Here is a 20898-nt window from a genome sequence, read left to right as displayed (position 1 = left end):
TCTATACTCACCCGAAGAGTGTTGGAACTACTTCAGGGCTGCCGGATATGTCTCAGGTTAAAGGCCGGATGCTTTAGAAGCCTCAGCGCAAGGCGGCAACTGATTTTAGGAACTTCCTGCTAGACGACGGGTTCGAGCGCAGCCAATTTTCAGTCTATGCGCGATTCGTAAATGGCAAGGAAGCCTTCCAGACTCGCGTGAATCGGATCGAACGACATCTGCCCGACAAAGGTGACATCCAGATCCTCAACTTCACCGACAGGCAATATCGTGATATTGTTCATTTTTCGGATCAGGGACGAAAAGCCGCCCGCAAGAATCCGGCACAACTTGCCCTTTTCTGATGAGAGTTCTCCGATATACCTCGCCCGGCCCTTTCTAAACCTATTTTATCTCAATAGGATAGATGGCTATCAAGTTTAGCTGTTCAGAATTCGAGGTCCAGCCGCAACTCATGCAGCTTTCTCCATATTCTTGCGCAAGTTTAGCTGTTCAGAATTCGAGGTCCAGCCGCAACCCGGAGGCCTGTTGCGTCTCGTTGGAACCGAGTTTAGCTGTTCAGAATTCGAGGTCCAGCCGCAACTTTCTGCGTCAAAGACCTGTCTCTGAATCTTATTTGAACCGCGACTTGCAGCCCCCCCCCTCGGCAGGCACCAACGTTGCCATCGGCAGCCTGAGGGCGTACTTTCCAAACAGCATCAAGAGCGGGGCCTTGGCCCCCACCAACCTGCCCAACCCGGCAAGGTGGTCGCCCGCGAGGGGATGTGGCCAGTTCGGCAACGAAGGGGTTCATCAACCACGAGCGATCATTCTGCCGGTCTCTGAAGAGGAGACTGATATGATCACCCGTAGACGCTTCATGGCAGCCACAGCGACCGGTCCGTTTGCCCTGCCCAAGACAGCCAGCACTGCCCCGCGCCAGCCCCTGAAAGCCGAGCCAAGAGTGCGTACGCTTCATTGGAGGGAGGCAGAGGACGGACGCCTCGTGCTCTTCAGCGACGGCTCTCCAGAGCCACGCAAGCTGATCAAGGAAGAAGCCCTCGACCGGATGTTCGGATCCGGCACCCATCTGGTCCTTCAGCAGCCTGACCACTGGCGGATGATCGAGGAGGGCTGGTTCGTAGAAGAGGATCTCTATCAGCCCCAAGGCATCGATGAGGCGCCCTTGATTGGGGGCTAGCAAAAGGAAACCCCGACCACTGATAGAGGTCGGGGTAGTCGCACATCACGGGACATAGATGCGCTCGGGAACGCTAAGATCATACAGCTTGTATGCGACATGTGTCCTTGATGCAGGTCAACAGGAAACCAGATCCAGCCCTGCCGACGCCAACAGCAAGGCTCAGCGCCGTGTCACAGCCCTGTTCAGAGGCGCTGCAATGCGCTCCACTAGCGCTGCTAGGAATAACGGTCCCCAATCAAGTCGGCGATATCGCTATTCGAGTAAGCACTAGCTGACAGCGCCATCATTTTGGCTGTCTCCAAGACCAATTTGTACTGATCGAGCGTCAGGCTGCCGATGTCCACATTGCCGGGCACCTGCCCGTGAAACTGCAGTAGCGTAAGCGCTCCGCTCATAGTTGTATGGCCGACAGATTGCAGCCATTGGTCCACATCGAGTTGGTCGAGAGTTTCTATAGTCATTGCCTGTTCCTTTAGCCTCTGTCTCGGCGTGACGTTAACTGCGATGATGAATTGTTTGAAAGCATCCTCGTACATCGCCAAAGCCTCGCAGAGACTCTGAGAGGTGCCTCACAGACGCTTTCGGGGCTGTCGGGTGGGGGAGCGCCGGAAAATTCTAACGCGACTCTGAGAGTCCTCCAGCGGCCTCTACGCGCCCAAGTATATGAACCGCGCCCCGCGAATTATCCCGCACTTACCGGTCATCCGGGGTCATCGAAACGCTGCGAAAGGCTGGAACGACCGCTTCTGCCGACAGCAGACCTTCGCCGAATTCCGTTCGATGTCCGAGTCGCGGACTGAGCGGACTTTGTCCATGACCAGTCGAATGACCGCTCTCGCGTCTCAGCCGAATCTACTTTTGCTAAAGAACGAGTACTGGTTCGAAGTCGCGAGTGAACGACATATCACGAAGGTTCGGCGACCCTCATGTCCCTTCGTTATCACCACTACAGGCAGAAGCCTCGAAATCGGGCCTCGGCAGCGCATCGAGAGATGCAAGCCATTCGGGATGTTGCTCGTAATAAAACACTACATCAGGTGAAATTGTTATGTCTGCGGTGCCCGCTGCCAGCCCCCATGTCGTGCTTCCATTGCCTGCGTAGTACAGCGGTGTTCCGCAGGTGGGACAAAAGCCTCGTGTCGCGATCTCCGAAGATGCAAACACAGCAGGACTCCCTTTCCAAGTCACTCTGTCCCTCGGAACGCTAACAAAAGACGGCACCTGAGAGCCGGTGGCCCGTTTACACATCTCACAGAAACAGACATTTGCCTTCCCGGTGCCCGCAGATACCGTGTAGCTTATGTTGCCGCACTGACACCTGCCCGAAAAATCGGGGAGTTCTTTCATCTCTCTGCCTCCTTCCAATCCAGACGTTGGTGCAGGTCGCAGAATTTGTCAAAGTGGGCTCAACGCAGTCATCTGAGCAAAGTAGTCGGATGACCGCTCTGCCCGGCAGACCGGTCACTAGCCATCTTCGATTACGCTGAGTGTCATGTACAATTCAATTCTGGCGAGAAGCGGTGATCTTTAGGCCCTGATCTCAATGAGTGGATTTCTCAGTGCTGCAACGGCGATGGGTATGCTAAGCTAAGTCAGCAACACTGACATAGTTGGATGGAAATGGAGAGCCAACCTAGGACACTCGGCCCGGCAAATGATCAGGTTTCGGCCCCCATCTGGGCTGGCCTGACCGAGAAGCAGGAACGCTTCGCACACCTCGTCGCGGACGGGCTGAACTTCAGTGCCGCCTATCGGGAGGTCTACGACGCGTCCGGCATGTCTCAGCCGTCGGTCTGGCGAGAGGCCCATCGCCTAAGCCGGAAGGAGAAGGTGGCGATGAGGATCGCCGAACTCGTGGCCGCACGACAGGAAGAGGAACGCCTGCAGGCCCATATGAGGGCCTATAGGGTCACAGCCCACCTTGAGAAGATGATGACCTCAGGAGCCTCTGAGACGACCCGTCTACGGGCCGCAGAGCTTCTGGGAAAGACAGTAGGCCTGTTCGTCGAGAAACCTCCAGCAAAGGACGATGATCGCTCCCTCGCTGAGTTGGAGGCCGAACTTGCTGAGCGCATGGCGAAGCTGAAGCTGGTCGGTGCCGTGAAAGGATGCCGAGAGGACTAGTCCGACTACTCCTTGAGATCCGCCTTCATCTCTGCCAGCGTGTCCCACCACGTCGCGATTGGGCGCAGGCCCTCCGGTATCCCGGCTGCCCTCAGGTCTTCCTTGGTCCAGACCTTCTGTGTCTCCTGCTGTTCCTGTGCCATCTGCCTCTCCGTGCGGAGGCACTATACCTGATCGTGAAGTGGTCGGTACCGGGGAAGGTCGCCCCAAGGAAAAGGCCTGCGAAGCGACCCCTGACCAGTTTGCATTGCATGCAGACAGCTTGTGTCAGCGCCAGTGAGCCGAGGACCGGCTAGGAAGCCTGCCAGCAGGACCTTTTCGGGAAGCTAAAAATCGGGGCAAGAGCGAGGTTTTGTCACCCGCTTGCAACCCGGATGCCACGCCTAAAACAGAGAATGCGACTTAAGTCATTGTTTTCATTGGCGATCCCACGAGGACTCGAACCCCGAACCTGCTGATTAGAAGTCAGCTGCTCTATCCAGTTGAGCTATGGGGGACATGCTTCTTGAGCTCATTTTTGCCATTAATTATTGACAATAACTTGCCATGTCGTCTGCTATCTGTCTATTTTTTTACGTCTACTGATGTCTACTAGGTGCAAAGCATGCCTCTTACGGAGCGCTCCGTCAAAGCCGCAAAGCCTGAGCCAAAGGATTACTTTCTAAGAGACGATCAAACACGTGGCTTTGGCCTCAAGGTCACTCCAAGGGGACGAAAGAGCTTCATCGCAGAAGGACGGATTAAAGGCGCGGGAACAAAGCGCATTACAATAGGAACTTATCCTGCACTCTCAGTCGATCAGGCGCGCAGAGAAGCTTCGAAAATCCTTGCGGACATGCAAATGGGCAAAGACCCAAAGGCAGAGCGAGAGGCGGCCATGCGCGCCAACAGGAGCCTCTCGGTGGTGTTTGAGGAATTCATGGCCGGAAAGGAGCGGAAGCCGAGTACGGTGAGAGACTACAGAGGATGCTTCCGCCTGGTGTTCGCCGACTGGGCCAAGAGACCGATAGCGGCCATCACCAAGGCAGATGTTGAGAAGAAGTTTCGCATGGTTTTAGGCATGCGCGGTGAACGCACTGCAAACAAAGCCTTCGCAATTCTGTCTGGCGTCTGCAACTGGGCAATGGCGGACGACACAATCACTGCGAACCCCTGTATAATCTTGAAGCAGAAGAGTCTCAGGCGAACCCCTCAGCGAAGGCAGCACTACCTCTCCGACGAGGACATACATCGACTTATAGATTTTCTGTACTTTGAGCGACGGTCGATTACTGCAGACCGATCTGACCTCAAGGCGGAGATGAAGAAGTATGGGATTACCGAGCAGGGGGCCAACTTCGTAAAGCTGCTACTCTTTACCGGACTGCGAAAGACTGAAGCACTTCAACTCACGTGGGACACTATTGATTGGGAAAAAGCTTACCTCACCGTGCACGATACGAAGAATGGCAGAGATCACTTCGTACCCTTGTCGACGTCAGCAATGTCAACGCTTAAGGCCCAAAAAGCTGCAATTGAAGAGCGTAGAAGCCCTTATGTCTTCCCATCCCGCTATGATGGTGAAAAGCACATGACCGAGCCGAAGAGCCAGCTCAAAGCTATATGTGAGGCAACTGGACTACAGTTCACTTTGCACGATCTTCGAAGGACATTCGCAACCCATGCTTCAAAGCTCGGTGTGTCGCATGACATGATCAAGAGAGCATTGAACCATAAGTCTGGAGACGTCACTGAAGGCTATATTGTCCCTCAGATCGACGCCATGCGGCAGGTGTTCGAGAAAGTGTCTGAAGGTTTCTTCGAGTACGCTTGGCCGGGGCTGAGGGAAGAGTTGGAGCAACAGAAGGCGGCGGATGAGGCCCTCTCAGCGATGCCGAAGAAGAAGCAGAAGAATCTCGTAAAGCAGATGGAGCCAGCGAAGTTCCCTAATCGAGGGGAGACGAGGATTATTCCGCCCGATGGTGATTAGGTGAGCCATACCCAGCGTCAACGACGGCTTACGCCGAAACCGCGCTGTTGGATTCAGCGCCAGTGATCCCTTCTAAGCTTTAGACGCTGGGAGTTCATAAGTTCGCCTGAACTTGAGTGCGCGGATTGAAGAGGTGAACCGCCACGCCTCGATCGGTCGCCGTCGCCCGGCTCGCCCGTCCTAACAGGCCCTTTATCCTCAATTGCGTTGCCCCACTCACAGTGACGGATCGGCGCCGACGGCAGACATTTAACCGCTGACCTCTGGTGGTTCCTAATCCAGTACTTCGTGCCCAAGAGCATCGATGATAGCTGGGGCCCTTCCGCTGGAGCGAGCCAAGTCAAGTGGCGTCCGCCCGGACTCGTCACGTGCGTTCAAGTCAGCGCCTGCAGCGATCAGTAGCTTGATATTCCTTAGATCGCCATACTTCGCCGCTTTATGTAGAGGAGCTTCTCCATTCCAATCGCTCACAGCATTCACATCCGCACCGGCCTCCAAGATCGCAGATAACACGCGCGAGTCCTTCGCACTGGCAGCACGATAGAGAGGCGTATCCCCAAGATCGCTCTTCGTTCTCGCGTCAGCACCCGCCGCAATCAATAGTATCACTACCTCCGCGTGGTTCTCTTCAAAACCCCCGGGGCGTGAAGCGGCTGCAAGCAGTGGAGTAGAGCCTGTATTGCTGCGCGCATGGATATCTGAGCCGGCATTCAATAACTCGCGGACAACATCTACCGACCTGCTGTATTTTGCGGCCACGTGCAGTGCAGTGTTTCCCAGGTCATCACGCAATGAGACGTCAGCACCTGCATCAAGTAGCATCTTAATCAATTCTGGGCTATCGCGCTTGGCAGCAAAGTGAAGTGCAGTTCCCCCCCCATAATAGCCACTAGTGCGCGCATTGACATCGTCGCCTGCTGAAATCGCGCGTGAAATTGCCGTTAGATTGAGCTTCGAAGTGGAAAAGTAGGTAAGTGAATGCAGGTCGGTAAACGTTGCCGGTCGCGTGAATGCCAGTAGAGCCGACAGCGCGGCTAAATAAACGATTATTGCGGCAGTGAGATTTCTTCCCCCAAGCAGCCCTTCGTTCTTGTTCAGCTTCTTAGCCAAGAGGATTTGATCCACTGAACCAAGTGCTGGGAACAAAAAGACGAAGAAGATCAAAAGTATAAATGCCCAACCCTCAGTGCCTGCGATCACCGCTGTCAAGACAAGGCTTGAGATTGCGATAAGTGCAGACCATCCCAAACCAAACAAACGAAGTACCATCCAGGCGCACAAAAAACTCATCCCAGTGGAAATCAGTGTCAGACCGATCACGGCTCCTATTGCCGCTCCAGCAGTTTGAGGTGGCCCCCCTCCGATGGCAGCCCCAAAGAACCAAACAACGGCCCAGAGGAAGATCGTAACCGCCCCCATGAGAAATCCGGAAAGGGGTGAATATCGATAGGCTTCCATTTCTTGTTGATCCCGTTCTCGGTCCCCTAAGGATTGCTATTTTGCGATTGTAATCGCAGAATCACTTGGTCTCTTGATGTCCGTCAAAGTCGTCCGCAAAGATCCTAATCCTTGATCGGGACATGAGCCCTCTTCAGCCCCTCACTGCAGCCGTCCCCTGGGGTCTTCCTCATCCCAGAACGCCCGGATGCCCTCGTCTTCGACTGTCTTTGCAAACTCACGCCATGCCATACCGTCCGAGATGAATGGCTGATCCCATACGGTGGATGTGCCATTGCCGTTCACCACCTCCAGCACCCATCCGGCATCACTTTCGAGCTTGTAGATCAAGACCTCGACCCGCTCCCCGTCAACGAGGTAGCTACCACAGTGATCAGAGTAGGTGAGTTCCGGCTCTTCTTCGGCCATCTCAAGACATTCAGCAAACACGGCACCACGAAGGTACCATTGAATGCAGGCGAAGCTACCCCTAGCCTGAACCTACAGCACAAGGGAGAAACTAATGGCAAAGAACAAGGAAAGAGACTGGTCGGAGATATTCGAAGAAGCTCGAACCAAGGCGAAGGGCGATGTTGATGAGTTGATCAAAGAGGTCAAACCTAAGTTTCAGGACTTCGTTAAGAAGGCGCAGAAGGCAAATTTCCACGATGTGGCGGAAGATGTACTTGAAGCCGTGGAGAAGCTGGCAAATGATCTGAGGAAGCAAGTTAAAGGTAGCTCATCCAGTGCCACCAAGACCAAGGCAGAAGCCAAGCCGAAGAAGCCGAGGCGACCGAGCTATATCCTTGAGGACGACACGCCGCTCTACCGCATGTCCCCTGATATCAAGTCCAAGCACAACCTATCGGATGCCGAAGTAGAAAAGGCCAAGGAGAAAGCAGCGCTCTGGAAGGCACAGGATGCTCCCTACAAGGGTAAGCAGAACTGACAGCAACCAAACAGTTGCCATGTTTTGCAAGCTGACAGCGTCTAAGGGAAAGCAGGCTTCATCCGGTTGCTTGAGCAAAAGGAAAAACACGTGGCAGACAAACAACTGCATGATGGCGACCCTGCCTTCGAAGACTTCGTTGAAAATGAGCTGCCGGCACTGCGGAATCGGGCGCTGGAACAGAATATTTGTGTTGATTGCCTGACTGACCGCTTCATCGTCGAGATGGTCGCCAGCCTCACCAGTGCTGGGGTTTCAGCTCCAGATATCCTGAGCATGGTGGAAGAGGGTATGAGGATGGCAGACGAAGCTGAGGGCGGTGAAGGAAATGGGAGTGCCCGGCGGGTGCATTGATGAAGGCTCCATGATCATCATTGGATTTGATAGCGAGTATGTGAAGCGGGGAGAGCGTAATGCGGTCCTTAGCTACCAGTACGCGGTCAAAACCGAAAAAGGGTTATCCAAAGGGATCGTCTATACATCCTCAGAGAAGGATAAAGATAAACTTACATTCGATCAGCTTATTGCCAGGGCCATCATGGCAGCGCGGGACGATGGCGTGCTAGACAGAACTTGGCCTAATGAGGTTTACGCTTGCGCACACTTCAGTAGAGCAGATTTTGCCAGCTTCAAGGATTACAAGAAGCTATCTCGCAGTCTGGATGCCCTAAGAGGAACCTATGCGTCTCTTGCAGGGCCACTCAAACGCTCGATCTACGATAGTAGCCGCAACAAGCATCTCATAGATGTACACTGCCGAGACACACTGACGATCTCCCCAGGCGGCTCCTCTCTTTCTGCTCTGGGTGACCTTCTGGGTCTTCCAAAAATCGAGATAAACTCTGCCTACAAGTCCTCAATGGACAAGCTCCTACAAGATGATTCTGTGTTATTTGAACAATATGCCATCCGAGATGCTGAGATAGCGGCTGAGTTTGCGTGGAAGCTTGCTGAGTTCTCAGATGAACAGGGGCAAGGCTTTATGGTCCCACTCACACTGGGCTCTATCGCCAACAATCTCCTCTTCGATTTGTGGGATGCAAACGGCATCTCATCAGATGCGGTCCTTGGTAAAGAGACTGTCAAAGAAAAGAAGTTCATAAACGGACGGTATCATACACAGAAAAAGCTTGTCTCACTTGCCAAGGTTCATGAGAATGAGGCTCTTGCCACTGAATGCTACCACGGCGGTCGCAACGAGGCATTTTGCTTTGGGCCCTCACATTTCGATTTTTGGACCGACATCGATATCTCAGGTGCGTATTCCACTGCGATGGCGGCAATTCGCACCCCAGATTGGGAGAAGCTATACCACACCAAGAAGGTCAAGGACTTCAGAAAGAACCGACTGGCACTGGCCAGGGTCAAGTTCAAGTTCCCCGATGATTGCCTCTATCCATGCTTACCCATCCGCACGGACAACGGACTTATCTTCCCGTTGGAAGGTGAGTCTAATTGCGGCTCTCCAGAAATAGAGCTCGCGAGGTCCCTAGGTGCGAAGTTAAAAATCCAGTCTGGGTTCATCGTTCCGTGGGCAGATAAGACCCGCCCATTTGAATTATTCAGCAAGATGGTTCGGTCCAAGCGCAAGGACCACAAGAAGGGTTCCATCTTTGAGCGCGCGTGGAAGGAAATCGGAAATAGCCTGTACGGCAAGGTGGCTCAAGGACTTCAGGAGAAACGAGTATTCGATAGTCGCAGCAATGACTCAAAACCTCTACCGCCTTCCAAAATAACGCAGCCTTTTCTTGCCGCCTACATAACCTCAATTGTTCGTGCCACGCTTGGCGAACTCCTTACCCGCATTCCGGAGGGCAAAGAAGCAATCAGCGCCACCACCGACGGCTTCATCACAAATGCAGTGGCAAAAGATATGGATTTGAGCGGTCCTCTCTGCACGTTCTTTGCCGGTCAAGCTAAGCGACTTACTGGGAAACGTGATATTATTGAGGTTAAACACGTGGTTCCGCAGGTCATGTGCATGAAGACCCGAGGCCAATTGACGATCGGCGTTCTCGACAGTGCGTTGCCAGCCCTTAAAGCCAAGGCTGGCGTTTCCATCCCTAAAGAGGCAACAGAGGATAAACCTGACGATAAGGATATCCTAGAAAACAACTGGTTGCTTGAGCTTTTCCTTCTGCGCACCCCAAAGACAGAAGTGCTCACACGTCAGCTGACATCGATGAGGGAGATGCATCTCAAGGATTCGGACCTTCTGATGGAGGAGCGATGGAAGAAAATAAGCCTTGAGTTCGACTGGAAGAGGGAATTGCACACACCAGAAATGATCAAAGTTGGTAAAGTCATCAGTGGCAACGATTATGAACACATTTCCCTAAAGTCTAAGCCCCATAGGAAAATAGAAGACTTCAAGGATTCCCGTGAGCGATTTGATAGTTGGAGAAAGAACAATTGCTTAGTGACTGAGGATGACTGGAACGCTTGGGAGGAGTTCAGGAAACGGGCTGTGTTAAGAGCTTCGGGAGCCATCACTGGCAAAGGTGCTCTCGTTGATCAGTGCAAACGGCAATTTCTGAAGGACTTTGCACATGACAAGAAAAGCATAAAGCGGGGCACATACGAGGAGCTCGCCGATTGGCTTACAAGCATTGGGTACCCAACCAGTATCAATGACGTAAAGAATGCCAAGAGATCCAAGTCGGACGTCCATGATTGGTCTAAGGAAAACGACAAAGCGGTTCAGGACTTGATCGCGAAGCTGGAAGATGAATACGGATGGCGGGGCGAGGTGTAGGTGTAACTTAAAGGCTCTGGCTCCCATATGGAAAAGTTACACCTTCACTACTTTTATTGTTTATCAATGTATTATGTAATGAGCAATGTACGACATGATCAAGGATATCGTACTTCACCACCCCCCGTGGCGCCTGAGTGATTACTGAGACGGTTGCACTCCACCGCCCGCTCCCGATTGCCCATAGCTCTATCCGGCGACCCGACCGACGGGCACTGCGTCCTCTACATCAACGTGTTCAGACCAATCGAGGCGCGACCCGCATCCCATGCTTGGCGTTCTTCTGGTGTTTCTGGCACAAGTCCGTGCGCAGCTTGCGCATCGTTGTCGCCGATGACCGCCGCATCACGGCCAGCCTCAAAATAGCGGCTGTAGTTCGAGGCTCGATGTGTCTGTGGATACCTATTGTCGCGCAAAGGTGTCGGATTTTTGGTGTTCAGAGCAGACATAGAATCTCCAATCTTTGATGAGTGGAAATACCCCTCCTTGATCTTACTACAGCGGCCTGAGTCTCACGAAGGGGATACCTTCGCTATGTGAAACCTCGGCAACAAATCGCTGGTGTTGGGAAGAGCATCCAGCGTGAACTCTCGAATGCATCAGCGAAAAAGTTCAAGTTCTCAGCAGCATACGAGGAGGGAATGGGTGACTAGCCTAGACGAACAGACTTTCAGGTATCTCGCCCTCTTGCAGTAGCCACCGATTCCGCACCTCATGGTACTTGCGCCTCTGCCTAAGGCACTCCTGATGGCTCCAGTCCCCGACCGCCCGTCTCTCTTCCAGCTGCCACTCGACATAAGCTCGAACAACGTCGTCCCATGTGACCACCCTCTACCTCCGTCATCACTATAATTGATCTTGCTTCAGAGCTGACGAGGAGAGGCAGAACCTTCAAGTCTTGAACGAAATTCGTTTTGCCTGACAATCACGCGTACGTACGTAAGAGCGTTGCAGGTACATTCGCGGGCTAAGGGAGCAATGATCTGACGAGTAAGTCAGCCGTCCAACTCTACCCCAACGGTCAACTCTAGGTCCTTCACTCCTGACACCACCCGCGTAGACTTGTTTGAACCGCCAGCTACGCCCATGACGGCTGTGCCGGAGATAGTGATACCGGGCTCCGGAGTGTCCTCACGTGGCGTATGATGTCCGTCGTCCAGGCTGCAACCGGCCATCACGGCTAGAACACCTGTTAAGATCAGCCAACTCCGGACCATTGCCACCCTTCTCTCCAACGTCCCTGCCTCGACCCACGCGAATGACAACTTCTACCAAATCCGGACGTTCACACAAATCTAGGCTATGACCGGTGTGCGGACAAACCTGCCCGTTGCAAACACCCTTCTGAGCGATTGTTTCGTGCGCAAGGCGGAAGGTGTAGCTTGATCAGGATTTCGTGTCGGGGATAGCGAATGCGCCAGCTCTAGCTCGCCGCTCTAAACTACGCCGATCGCTCTCTCTGATGGTCTTCGGGCAGCGTCAGATCACGTCTTGCCACGATCCAATGGTCCAGTCTCCATATGCCCCACGCAAGAGGGATCGCCGTGATCCCGCCAATCACATAGGCAAGTGGCTCTTCGTGATAGCTCTCGAAGAACTGCGTGTACGCGTGAATTCCAGCGAAGGTGACCGACGCATTAAAGAGCCCTCGCTGGGATTTGTGCGCAGCCCAAAAAATGAGGGCAACAAGCGTTACCGCCCAAAGAACCGCGTAGAGATCGGAGGACAAGAAAAACGCTGTTTCGCGCCAAGTGTCTTGAGCTTCCAGGAATTCTTTCCAGGCGAGCTGTCCTTCTTCGTGCGACGCCGTGGGATCCCAAGTGTACCCAGGCCCCCAGATGGTTTCGCCGACCCAATCTCCAAACAGTGATCCGACCAACGCACACAGATTTGCAACCACAAAGGCCATGACAAAAAGGACTCGGGCATGCCTTGCCATCCGTTCGGGCCGGTTCGCCGCAATCCAGAGGCAACCAGCGATCAGCGCCGCCATCTGAATGATCGAGAGCGTCGACTCGGGCGAGTAGAAGACGTAAGCCGCGTCAAAGTAGGAGGTGCTGGTATCCAGAGCTTGGGCAAACGGGGCGATGGCAAGCGCGGTGACCAGCCGGACATCGGTTAACCAGCCCGCCGCGACAACAAACGCCGTCGTGTACAGGAAAAATACTGTGATCAGTGCGCCGGTTGTTTCTGCTTGTTTCAGGAGAAATGCGATGCCGACCAAGTGCATGGCAAGCCCCATCAGCATGACCGAGCCGGACACGAAACGCGCTGAAACCCGGTCAGATTTGAGCAGCCACGCAGCAACGGAGGCGATGGCGAAACCTACCGCAGTCATAACGCCACCCGCTATGTCCTCGTACTTCTCCATAAGCTCAAGGCTGCCGCCGCCGATCAACATGCCCGCACCGATAAGCGCCGAGGCATTTCCGAACATACGGAACAATTCGCTGCCGTAGGCTAGGATCAAGGCGCCCATTCCCAAGAAGAGCAGCCCGGTCATTGCGACAGACGCAGGCGTTCCCAGCCATGCGATGAAGCCACCGGTTGCAGCGATAATGCCGAGGCACAGAACGGCGTTGATAGCGAGGCTCACCATCGTCTGCCGCGCCCTAGCCTCTATTGTCGCTGCCTGCTCGCCGGTGATGATCCCGTCTTGTACGAGACGAGTGGTGTCCGCTACTGCTTGCATCTCTCTCACCTTCCTAGTGAGCAAGGATACTAAGACGCTTTCAGGAATACAGTTTTCTTTCGTTGATTTGCGTCAACCGAATAGCGCGCCTTAGTTCTTGCCTCGGTAAGGATAGACGCAATAGGCGCACTCCCAGCTCATCTCGGGGTCGAACCAGATCGTCAGCGAGCCCCGGCGCTTGAGCGCTTCGTTGTAGGCAGGCCAGTTCTTGGTCCTGTAGGTCGGTGGTGTCGGTCTGCTCATGCATCCCAGCTACCACCCTGGATTCACGAGATGAATCCCACACGCGATTTGTGCAACAGAACCCCAAAGACCCCAACAATTGCGGCCTTGCCATACGAAACCGGCGGACGATTCAGCAGGTCTATCGCCTGTTCAGAAAGCTGAAGCGATCATTGCAGCGCAGTGAACGCTGAAACAAAGGTCCCTGTGAGGGTTTTCTATAAAAGGGAGCAAGACTTGGCTTGTAATCTATGGACGCCAGGGAGCTTGTGACGGTTGCCTGCGCTTAACTGCGTTGACTTACCGATACACAAACACAGTTGGATTAGAAATTGCCTAATGATCAGAAATCTTAACGGTTTCCAATACTGGATGGAGCAGGTTTACTGATGGGAATTTGTGTTTGCAGCTCGAAACGCAATACGCCCCAAAATAGATAGCCATATACCGTAGGTCAACATAATGATCTGCAGGCAGGAAGACGTATAGCTCTTGGTAGGCAGGTACGTTTCGCTCGAGCGACTCTATGTAGACGCGGTGCGCCCAAAGTAAGCTGTAGGCGATCTGACCCGCGTGCAAGCCCTGTTTGTACTCTAGGACCGCAAGTTGATTTCCGGTTTTGGCCTCCTCCTCCAGCAATTTTAGGGCCTCAACATCGCGCACGTCTCGCGCAATTTCGGCGGCAGTCCAGTCATAACGGTTCGCAGGGTAGTAGTTTACCTCGAAGCCGATCCATAAAAAGAAATCCCCGTCTTGAGTTCGGATTCTCCGGGATAAATTATACCATTGATTTCCCGATCGAGGATTCCAAGCCGGCCCGGACGGAAGTGAAATCTCGAACCGATCAATGATGAAGGTTTCTAGCTTTTCCCAGAGCTCTTCCGCGGCCGTCTGATGGGCAAGAACTGTAAACAAGGCAGCGAGGAGGATGGCGCGCATCGTTGCTCACTCCATTTCCATCGCAAGGCGAAGATCACGAAAAAGCAACTCCAGAAAGCCAGTGTTCGCGAACTCCTGTCCGTTTACGAACCTCCCTCCTCCTGGATTAAACCTGAGCTTTAGATCGAACACACCATCTACAGGTTTGATCTCGGAGCACTCTGCTTTGGCGCAATGCATCGCGGTATCTACTAGACCATCAAAATCGTCGTCGGCCAGCCATGCAGACATACCAGACTCAGGCCAACCGGACTGGTCTAGATCGACATCCTCAAAGATTGTGAGATCAGCTCTCCCGTCGGAATTTTGATCGACCCAATGTAAAAAAAGAAACAGCAACTCCTTTTCATCGTCCAATACGGGACCAACCGGAAACACAATCCAAGCTGGAGGACCACCCTCAACCAATGGGAACATGGCACCATATAATTCGTCTGGTCCTTCATCCGCTTTATAAACAAAGTAGTCTCCGACAGCGTCATTATCTGTATCGATAAGAACCAATCGTTTCATTCCTGGGAATGTCTCTGACTCGATTTCCTTTATCGGTTCAGAGAATAGTGGGTTATGGTTTAGCTGACCGAGCCTACGCATAACCTGATAGGTCTGCACGCGCCGGGCAACACTATAGGGGAGGACCTCTGCTAACTTCCGTGCTTTGTACATTGAAAGCCCCGAGCCTTGGCCTCGAATGTCCGTGGCAACAGCGATGCTCGATACGTTCGCTGCCGCCAATGCTAGAACAGTAGCCCACCAGTACATATCACCCCCCTGAACAATCGACGTCGTAATTCTCTAACGAGAATGGATGGTACCAGAGATGACCTGGCCCAGTGCGCCAATTTTTCGACGCCAGAATAAGGCTTTGAGCAGCAGTCTGATCGAAGCAGCCGAACAACCGGTTAGTAGGACAACCCAGGCACTTGTTAAGCTCGATGCTCTTTAACTACATACGATATCGACGCTTAGACCATGCCATGCTGAGGCTCGTTACTTTTGTGTTGGCACTAACACCCGTACTCTGGCAATTCGCAACGGATCGATCAAGCTCTCCTCTCTTGGCGACGTTCCAATAAGTCAGGTCTTTGAGAACAACCTTGCCATTGATCCTGAATCCGCTGTCGCGCAAGAAGCGCTTAAAATCTCTCTCATAAGTGCCTGGGCCAAAAGCAAGAACCCCGCAGAATTCCAAGACTCCGTTTACAGGCAATACGTAGACCCGATACTTGAATGAATTCCCACCTTCGGTTGATCCAATTCTACCTTCAATAAAGTCTTCCGTAACTGGAATCTGTCGAGTGATCTTTTCAGAAGACGAACTAGCGGTAAAAGTAAATGCCATCAAAGCTGCAACGGACATGATAAGAAGTCTTCCAAGCATCGTGCTTCTCCAGAGCTATTCAACAGGTCACCCGACTCACTTTTTCTGAACCGACTCCAAATAGTAGACGAGAGACAGAAGACGGCCGCGGGTCTCTATCTCTGCGTCCCTCGCGTCTTCCGACTCAGATGCAACTGCAAAGAATCGTTCACCCCAAATCGGCATGGGACTGCCGTGCAATCGAACTTCGTCTCGTCCATCGATCAAGCGAAGAGTGCGCTCAAACGGAAATACTCCACCATTGCGCAGTGCAAGGTTAGTCAGGTTTGGCGCATTGATATTGAGATTCTGCGACATCGAGCCGTTGCCCTCAGCCGACCGACCATGACATCCGGCGCAGGCTGCGAGGTACTCCGATCGGCCAACTTCATCTGCGAGGGCTTGCGCGCCCAGAAAACTCGAAACAACAGGGAGAACCAAGGCAACAAACAACCGCATCAGGACGTCCTCCTCCACTTCTCGAAACGTTTGCTGTCAGAGTCACCGCAGTGAACGGATAACCATCTCATCGCTTCAGATCAGGCACCCAATAAGGGTTGCACCATTTGTGACTCTCGCAACAGATCAGCAGCAACAGCCGTCTAAACTTGTGCAATTTAGACTAGTCGCCTAATGCAGGTTCACATTGACACGGATCAATTGAAAGTAATTGCAAAGCAAAATAATCCTCACTGGGATGGCCGCTCTTGTCTGTCCGGCTAGACTTTTTGAACAGGAATACCAAGCCGAAAAGGCCAAGGCGCATGAGCAAAAACTGTAGGTGGCATTCTAGAATTCGGGATCTTGCCAAAAGGACCACGGTCATACTTCTGATCACAGGCTGCGCATCCCCTACTTCCGTTGCAGCCGATCAAATGATTGGGCAGTGGGAGATCAGCTATTCGCATTCCTCGACTACTGGTAGATATGGTGATGACTGCCTCAGCGGTTCAGGAAGTATGAAAGTTTCTTCTTCGCTAAAAATCTCAGGGTCTGTCGTGAATTCCGCGGGACAGACGATTACACACGGTGGCGCCAAGGTTACCGGCAATTCGGTACTCGGCGATTTTCTCTGGAATGGTCGTGATGTTGGTGATTTCCACGGTGTCTTTTCAGCCGGAGGGTGGAACGGAACCTATATTGCCGAGAACGGGTGCATCGGAACTTGGCGGGGCGTGCGGAGTTGAGTGGAGTTTGGCGACAAGGTGAGGTGGGGGCCTTGTTTCGCTCTGCTTCGGGCTCGAAGCTGTCGCTCTGCGATTTTGCCCTGATGCCTGCATCATGCTTCATGGACGAAGCGGCCGGTCACGGTATGTCACCGTTGCGAAGCTTGCTTCATTGAAGAATCGAATGGATCATGACCGCTTTACAGGGGGCAAAGGGTCATGAGCTTTGTTGCGGAGTCTGAGCGCGTACTTCTACGCCCGATTGCACCGATAGATTGGGAGGTGTTTCGCGACTACTCGCTTAGCGAGCGTGCCAGGCTGTCGATGGGAACAAATAACGTTGCCGATGCGTGGAGGAGCTTCGCTTATTTTATCGGACATCAACAGCTCAAAGGTTTCGCGCCGCAGGCGATAGTTCTTCGACGGGGAGAGGATCGAGCGATAGGTGTAGCAGGCCCGCACTTTCCTCCGGACTGGCCGGAACCAGAACTTGGATGGCAGATTTGGGACGCTTCTTTTGAAGGGAAAGGCTACGCGTCCGAAGCAGTCATCGCAGCCCGCCGATGGTCAGCAGAGACCTTTGGCTGGCGGCGCATGGCCTCATACATCAAGGAAGAGAACGTGCGGTCCATTCGTCTCGCTGAACGGCTTGGATGTACAATTGATGAAACCGCGAAGCGCCGTCCGGATGGATCGCCTGTCTGGCGGCACCCAGAATGAGAATTCAGCGCGTCGTCTGCGCTTGAAGGACGTTGGCTCCGGGCTCTCTTGAGACATCTGAGGGATTGAGTCAGATGACTGCTGTGCTGCGCTAACCGGTCACTCACGGCACTCGAAGCGGTGTTTTGGGCGGGAACGACCGCTTCTGCCGACAGCAGACCTTCGCTGGATTCCGCTCGATGTCCGAGTCGCGGAAGTAGGAGCCATCAGCTCGCGAAAAGCTAAACCTCTCCGAGCTTTGAATATCTGACCATTGGATATAGCGGCGGGCAATCATGGACGATAATCTCGTCGATGACCTCGAACCCAAACCGCTCATAGAGAGGTACAACCTTTTGCGTTGTCGCCTCCAGGTAGCAAGGCGCACCATCACTATTACTCGCGGCTATGCCTCGCTCCATTAGTTTGGAGCCCAGACCATGTCCATGGAATGCAGGATCCACTCCGATAAGCCAGAGATACCAATGAGGCTCGCTCGGATGATGCTTTCCCATCTCCTCAAACACAGCTGCGACCCTTTCAAGACGCGTATTATCACAGTGTTTGGTTAGAACGGTCCAACCGGCATCGTCGTTTGGCTTTTCACCAGGGGGCAGCCAACAAGTAGCGCCAAGAAAATCACCTACGACATGCGCACAACCCAGCGCGATTGAGTTGCTTCCAGCAAACGCTGGTATCAGAGCAAGCCACATATCAAGATAATTTCGCGCATCGGGTGCACCCCAACGAACCGGCGGGTCTGAGCTCATTGCAAGTGCCAAAGTCGCCGCGAAGCGATCCGCTTCGTGTGCCTCTACTGCACGTATTGGGAGTTCTCCTTCACTGTTCAAAAGCATCAACGAGCTCCTTTCAGGAAGTGTAGGCGACAGTATTACACGGTTACCGCCCAAGATCAGTCTCTTTAGGTTTCGCGGCGATCAGCTATGCGCAGGCGTTCACCACGCGCCGATATTGAAAGAGCACATCACCCTAAGGACGCACGTGGGATTTGCGTTAGATCGTGATCTCTGTGTCCTCAGTAAGTAGACCGCTTCGGGCTCCGAAGAGACATCTGAGCAAAACGGTCAGGTGACTGGTCTGTCGAGAAAAGCAGTCATTCGATTGCTTCGGGGTGAGATGGTAAGCGTGAAGGATCGCTTCTGCTCATTTCATGTAAAGTGGCTGCGGCATCATTGAGACTACGATGCAACCGATCGGCGGCTGAAGTACCCAAGGCTACAAATCAAAAAATCTACTTCTGTGTTCGCGGCCATGTTCATACATCCGGATACCCCCCCGGTGGCCCACGCCCCCCCCCTTTAGGAATGAGCGAGCCAACCCCCATCTTCGCACAATGATTTGCCGTGTATCGCATTGATGTCATTCACATGAGTATACAATCCGAGGTTGATTTATAAGCTATAGGAACAATTTAAAGATGCAAGGTCCAGTTAGACGGTCAACTGACGCTCATGCACAGCAAACAGCGTGAAATGACGCCGGATGTCTACCATGTGTCTACCACGTTAATCCCGCGGCAAGTAAGAATCGCCTTAACTTTCTGAAAAAACTGGCGATCCCACGAGGACTCGAACCCCGAACCTGCTGATTAGAAGTCAGCTGCTCTATCCAGTTGAGCTATGGGACCGCTTGGGCCCGTTCAGACCGCAGGGAGGCACGGCTTGTCAACTCTTCTGTCAGAGCAGACGGGTCATGAAGACGCTGTTCGGGTCGGGGGCGTAGCCTTCGAAGGGTTCGCATTCCTCGAACCCTTCGGAGAGGTAGAGCGCGCGGGCGGGGGCGAAGGCCGGCTGCACCCCGGTTTCGAGGCTGAGGCGCGCGAGGCCCTCGGCGTGGGCCACCTCGACCAGATGGCACAAGAGCATGCGGGCAAGGCCCCGCCCCCGCGCCTCTTCGACCACATGCATGGATTTCAGTTCCGCGTGGCCCGGGCCGATATGTTTGAGCGCGCCCATGGCCAGGGTCGTATCGCCCTCGCGGATCACGAAGAAGCGCACGCCGGCGGCGGCGAGATCGCCCGGTTCCATCGCGTGAACGCTGCAGGCCGGGCTTGACGCCCGCATCAGCGTCAGGTGGCGCTGGAAGAGATCGCCAAGCTCAGGCGCATCCGGCGCGGCCGGATGGATCGCGGGGCTCAATGCGTCCACGCGCCCCGGCGGTCGGTCGCGAAATTCTCGCCATAGCCGCGGGGGCGGACGTTGGGCTTGCGCGTCTTGGGGTCGACCACCGTGGCCTCGATCCCGTGTTCCTTGGCGTATTCAAGCGCCGCCTCTTTCGTGGCGAAGCGCAGGCGCACCTGGGATTGGGTATCGGCGTTGCTTGTCCAGCCCATCAGCGGATCGACTTCGCGTGCCGTGTCGGAGGCGTATTCCAGCACCCAGTGCCGGGTGCGGGCCGTGCCGGAGGACATGGCGGTCTTCGACGGGCGATAGATACGTGCGGGCATGGCGCGACCTCGGTGACGTGATACCGGCTTCGTTATCGCGAATGCGGGGCGCTGCCGCAAGTGCCATGCGGCATCTTACGCCTCACCCGCCAGCGAGCGCCTCGGCGAGATTGTCGAAGGCCGCGTTCCAGCCGCCCTCGCCCGGGCTTCCGGCGGGCACGCCCTTGTGGATCATCGTCATCTCAGTCCCCTCGCCCGCCTCCGCGAGGTCGACTGTGACTTCGGTGAACGCTGGCGTGCCCTCCGGCATCCCCATGGATTGCGGATCGATGAGGGTGCCGTCCTCCTCGCACATCGCTTCGGTGTAGACGAGGCGGCGGGGCGCCGTGATCTCAGTATAGACCCCGGTGAACCACATCCGCATCACCCGGTCGGGCGCCTGCATCTCCATGCAGATCCGGCGTGTTCCGCCGACGCGAAGATCCATCTCCGCCACGGGCACCGTGAAACCCTTCGGGCCATACCACTGGCGGAAAAGTGCAGGTTCCGTCCACGTGCGCCAGACCGTCTCGATCGGGGCCGCGAAGCTGCGGGTGATCCTTACCCAGTCGCCGCTGTCATCCGTCATCGCCATCTCCCAATATCCTGATCACCGCCTCCATGGCGTCGAACCGCGCCTGCCAGATGTGGCGGTACTGGTCTGTCCAGGCCGCGACGGTCGCGAGCGCGTGGGGCTCGAGCCGGCAGGGCCGGAACTGCGCCGACCGCCCGCTGGTGATCAGCCCGGCTCCGCGCAGCACGCGGATGTGGCGCGACACGGCCGGCAGGCTCATGTCGAGCGGCGCGGCGAGTTCGCTCACCGTCGCCTCGCCCGCCGCAAGCCGCGCCAGAATCGCCCGCCGCGCGGGATGCGCGAGGGCGGAGAAGAGACGGTCGAGCTGGCGGTCGTCGGACATGGGACATGTGTTTAACGGATGCGTTAATTAATTAAGAGGT

The 20898-nt window shown here is 54.4% G+C and carries 24 protein-coding genes, 1 tRNA gene, 1 pseudogene and 1 riboswitch; of the genes and pseudogenes, 8 read left to right on the top strand and 18 right to left on the bottom strand.

The genetic code is table 11. The annotated features are described in order from the left end of the window. The first annotated feature begins 116 nt into the window (after window positions 1–116). Together cas2 and RXV90_RS08845 are read left to right on the top strand one after the other, a co-directional pair. Entirely contained in the window at window positions 117–344 is a 228-nt protein-coding gene (gene cas2 / locus RXV90_RS08850) for a CRISPR-associated endonuclease Cas2 (RefSeq protein ID WP_316648228.1), read from the top strand. A gap of 346 nt (window positions 345–690) precedes the next feature. Continuing rightward, a riboswitch (SAM-I-IV-variant riboswitch) is annotated at window positions 691–794 on the top strand. A gap of 44 nt (window positions 795–838) precedes the next feature. After that, complete coding sequence (locus RXV90_RS08845; RefSeq protein ID WP_316648217.1) at window positions 839–1180, top strand: hypothetical protein; 342 nt, start codon at window positions 839–841, stop codon at window positions 1178–1180. A 218-nt stretch (window positions 1181–1398) separates the two neighbouring features. Here RXV90_RS08845 and RXV90_RS08840 read toward each other — a convergent pair whose 3' ends face one another. Beyond that, window positions 1399–1719 (bottom strand): hypothetical protein, encoded by a 321-nt coding sequence (locus RXV90_RS08840; RefSeq protein ID WP_316648216.1) that lies wholly within the window; start codon window positions 1717–1719, stop codon window positions 1399–1401. A 388-nt stretch (window positions 1720–2107) separates the two neighbouring features. Beyond that, window positions 2108–2530, bottom strand: a complete 423-nt coding sequence (locus RXV90_RS08835; RefSeq protein WP_316648215.1) for a GFA family protein — start codon at window positions 2528–2530, stop codon at window positions 2108–2110. 267 nt (window positions 2531–2797) lie between these two features. Between RXV90_RS08835 and RXV90_RS08830 the strand changes: the two genes are divergently transcribed. Next, window positions 2798–3307 (top strand): terminase small subunit, encoded by a 510-nt coding sequence (locus RXV90_RS08830; RefSeq protein ID WP_316648214.1) that lies wholly within the window; start codon window positions 2798–2800, stop codon window positions 3305–3307. Between the two features lie 5 nt (window positions 3308–3312). On the opposite strand, the gene RXV90_RS08825 is transcribed toward RXV90_RS08830, so the two are convergent. Continuing rightward, on the bottom strand, window positions 3313–3450 hold the full coding sequence (locus tag RXV90_RS08825; RefSeq protein ID WP_316648213.1) for a hypothetical protein: 138 nt from the start codon (window positions 3448–3450) through the stop codon (window positions 3313–3315). Window positions 3451–3911: 461 nt separating this feature from the next. On the opposite strand from RXV90_RS08825, the gene RXV90_RS08820 reads away from it, so the two are divergent. Further along, the gene (locus RXV90_RS08820; RefSeq protein WP_316648212.1) at window positions 3912–5276 is read left to right on the top strand and encodes a tyrosine-type recombinase/integrase; all 1365 of its coding nucleotides are present in this window, start codon (window positions 3912–3914) and stop codon (window positions 5274–5276) included. A gap of 273 nt (window positions 5277–5549) precedes the next feature. Here RXV90_RS08820 and RXV90_RS08815 read toward each other — a convergent pair whose 3' ends face one another. Then, on the bottom strand, window positions 5550–6734 hold the full coding sequence (locus tag RXV90_RS08815) for an ankyrin repeat domain-containing protein (protein WP_316648210.1): 1185 nt from the start codon (window positions 6732–6734) through the stop codon (window positions 5550–5552). A 141-nt stretch (window positions 6735–6875) separates the two neighbouring features. Then, a complete protein-coding gene (locus RXV90_RS08810; protein ID WP_316648208.1) occupies window positions 6876–7163 on the bottom strand; it encodes a hypothetical protein in 288 nt (95 codons plus the stop codon). 73 nt (window positions 7164–7236) lie between these two features. On the opposite strand from RXV90_RS08810, the gene RXV90_RS08805 reads away from it, so the two are divergent. The 3 genes from RXV90_RS08805 (at window position 7237) to RXV90_RS08795 (ending at window position 10417) form a co-directional block, all read left to right on the top strand. After that, window positions 7237–7662: a hypothetical protein gene (locus RXV90_RS08805; protein ID WP_316648206.1), complete on the top strand. Its 426-nt coding sequence runs from the start codon at window positions 7237–7239 to the stop codon at window positions 7660–7662. Window positions 7663–7752: 90 nt separating this feature from the next. Then, window positions 7753–8016 (top strand): hypothetical protein, encoded by a 264-nt coding sequence (locus tag RXV90_RS08800; RefSeq protein WP_316648205.1) that lies wholly within the window; start codon window positions 7753–7755, stop codon window positions 8014–8016. 10 nt (window positions 8017–8026) lie between these two features. Then, the gene (locus RXV90_RS08795; RefSeq protein ID WP_316648204.1) at window positions 8027–10417 is read left to right on the top strand and encodes a DNA polymerase; all 2391 of its coding nucleotides are present in this window, start codon (window positions 8027–8029) and stop codon (window positions 10415–10417) included. Between the two features lie 224 nt (window positions 10418–10641). Here RXV90_RS08795 and RXV90_RS08790 read toward each other — a convergent pair whose 3' ends face one another. The 7 genes and pseudogenes from RXV90_RS08790 to RXV90_RS08760 all read right to left on the bottom strand — a co-directional run bounded on the left by RXV90_RS08790 (window position 10642) and on the right by RXV90_RS08760 (window position 16089). Beyond that, window positions 10642–10866, bottom strand: coding sequence for a hypothetical protein (locus tag RXV90_RS08790; protein WP_316648203.1), 225 nt, complete (start codon window positions 10864–10866; stop codon window positions 10642–10644). A 992-nt stretch (window positions 10867–11858) separates the two neighbouring features. Beyond that, window positions 11859–13109 (bottom strand): hypothetical protein, encoded by a 1251-nt coding sequence (locus RXV90_RS08785; RefSeq protein WP_316648202.1) that lies wholly within the window; start codon window positions 13107–13109, stop codon window positions 11859–11861. Between the two features lie 123 nt (window positions 13110–13232). Further along, window positions 13233–13352 (bottom strand): annotated as a pseudogene (locus RXV90_RS08780) (IS5/IS1182 family transposase); the annotation flags it as partial. Between the two features lie 315 nt (window positions 13353–13667). Next, window positions 13668–14270, bottom strand: a complete 603-nt coding sequence (locus RXV90_RS08775; protein WP_316648200.1) for a hypothetical protein — start codon at window positions 14268–14270, stop codon at window positions 13668–13670. A gap of 6 nt (window positions 14271–14276) precedes the next feature. Beyond that, a complete protein-coding gene (locus RXV90_RS08770; RefSeq protein ID WP_316648198.1) occupies window positions 14277–15032 on the bottom strand; it encodes a CREC-EF hand family protein in 756 nt (251 codons plus the stop codon). A gap of 184 nt (window positions 15033–15216) precedes the next feature. After that, on the bottom strand, window positions 15217–15651 hold the full coding sequence (locus RXV90_RS08765; protein WP_316648196.1) for a hypothetical protein: 435 nt from the start codon (window positions 15649–15651) through the stop codon (window positions 15217–15219). A gap of 36 nt (window positions 15652–15687) precedes the next feature. Further along, window positions 15688–16089 carry a c-type cytochrome gene (locus tag RXV90_RS08760; RefSeq protein ID WP_316648195.1) on the bottom strand — a complete coding sequence of 134 codons (402 nt, stop codon included), beginning with the start codon at window positions 16087–16089 and terminating at the stop codon, window positions 15688–15690. A gap of 926 nt (window positions 16090–17015) precedes the next feature. On the opposite strand from RXV90_RS08760, the gene RXV90_RS08755 reads away from it, so the two are divergent. Beyond that, window positions 17016–17516, top strand: coding sequence for a GNAT family N-acetyltransferase (locus tag RXV90_RS08755; protein WP_316648194.1), 501 nt, complete (start codon window positions 17016–17018; stop codon window positions 17514–17516). A 221-nt stretch (window positions 17517–17737) separates the two neighbouring features. On the opposite strand, the gene RXV90_RS08750 is transcribed toward RXV90_RS08755, so the two are convergent. The 6 genes from RXV90_RS08750 to RXV90_RS08725 all read right to left on the bottom strand — a co-directional run bounded on the left by RXV90_RS08750 (window position 17738) and on the right by RXV90_RS08725 (window position 20858). Then, window positions 17738–18352, bottom strand: a complete 615-nt coding sequence (locus RXV90_RS08750; RefSeq protein WP_316648192.1) for a GNAT family N-acetyltransferase — start codon at window positions 18350–18352, stop codon at window positions 17738–17740. Between the two features lie 714 nt (window positions 18353–19066). After that, a tRNA-Arg gene (locus tag RXV90_RS08745) sits at window positions 19067–19143 on the bottom strand. A 49-nt stretch (window positions 19144–19192) separates the two neighbouring features. Next, entirely contained in the window at window positions 19193–19663 is a 471-nt protein-coding gene (locus RXV90_RS08740) for a GNAT family N-acetyltransferase (protein ID WP_316648191.1), read from the bottom strand. Beyond that, window positions 19651–19962, bottom strand: a complete 312-nt coding sequence (locus RXV90_RS08735) for an ETC complex I subunit (protein WP_316648189.1) — start codon at window positions 19960–19962, stop codon at window positions 19651–19653. The genes RXV90_RS08740 and RXV90_RS08735 overlap by 13 nt, the downstream gene beginning before the upstream one ends. 82 nt (window positions 19963–20044) lie before the next feature. Further along, window positions 20045–20530 carry an SRPBCC family protein gene (locus tag RXV90_RS08730; protein ID WP_316648187.1) on the bottom strand — a complete coding sequence of 162 codons (486 nt, stop codon included), beginning with the start codon at window positions 20528–20530 and terminating at the stop codon, window positions 20045–20047. Beyond that, window positions 20520–20858 (bottom strand): ArsR/SmtB family transcription factor, encoded by a 339-nt coding sequence (locus RXV90_RS08725; protein ID WP_316648186.1) that lies wholly within the window; start codon window positions 20856–20858, stop codon window positions 20520–20522. The genes RXV90_RS08730 and RXV90_RS08725 overlap by 11 nt, the downstream gene beginning before the upstream one ends. Window positions 20859–20898 lie beyond the last annotated feature (40 nt).

Origin of the sequence: Ovoidimarina sediminis, assembly GCF_032586175.1 — a bacterium.
Lineage (GTDB): Bacteria > Pseudomonadota > Alphaproteobacteria > Rhodobacterales > Rhodobacteraceae > Ovoidimarina > Ovoidimarina sediminis.
Note: the sequence above shows the minus strand (reverse complement) of the source record. Positions and strands in the feature narration are given on the sequence as shown.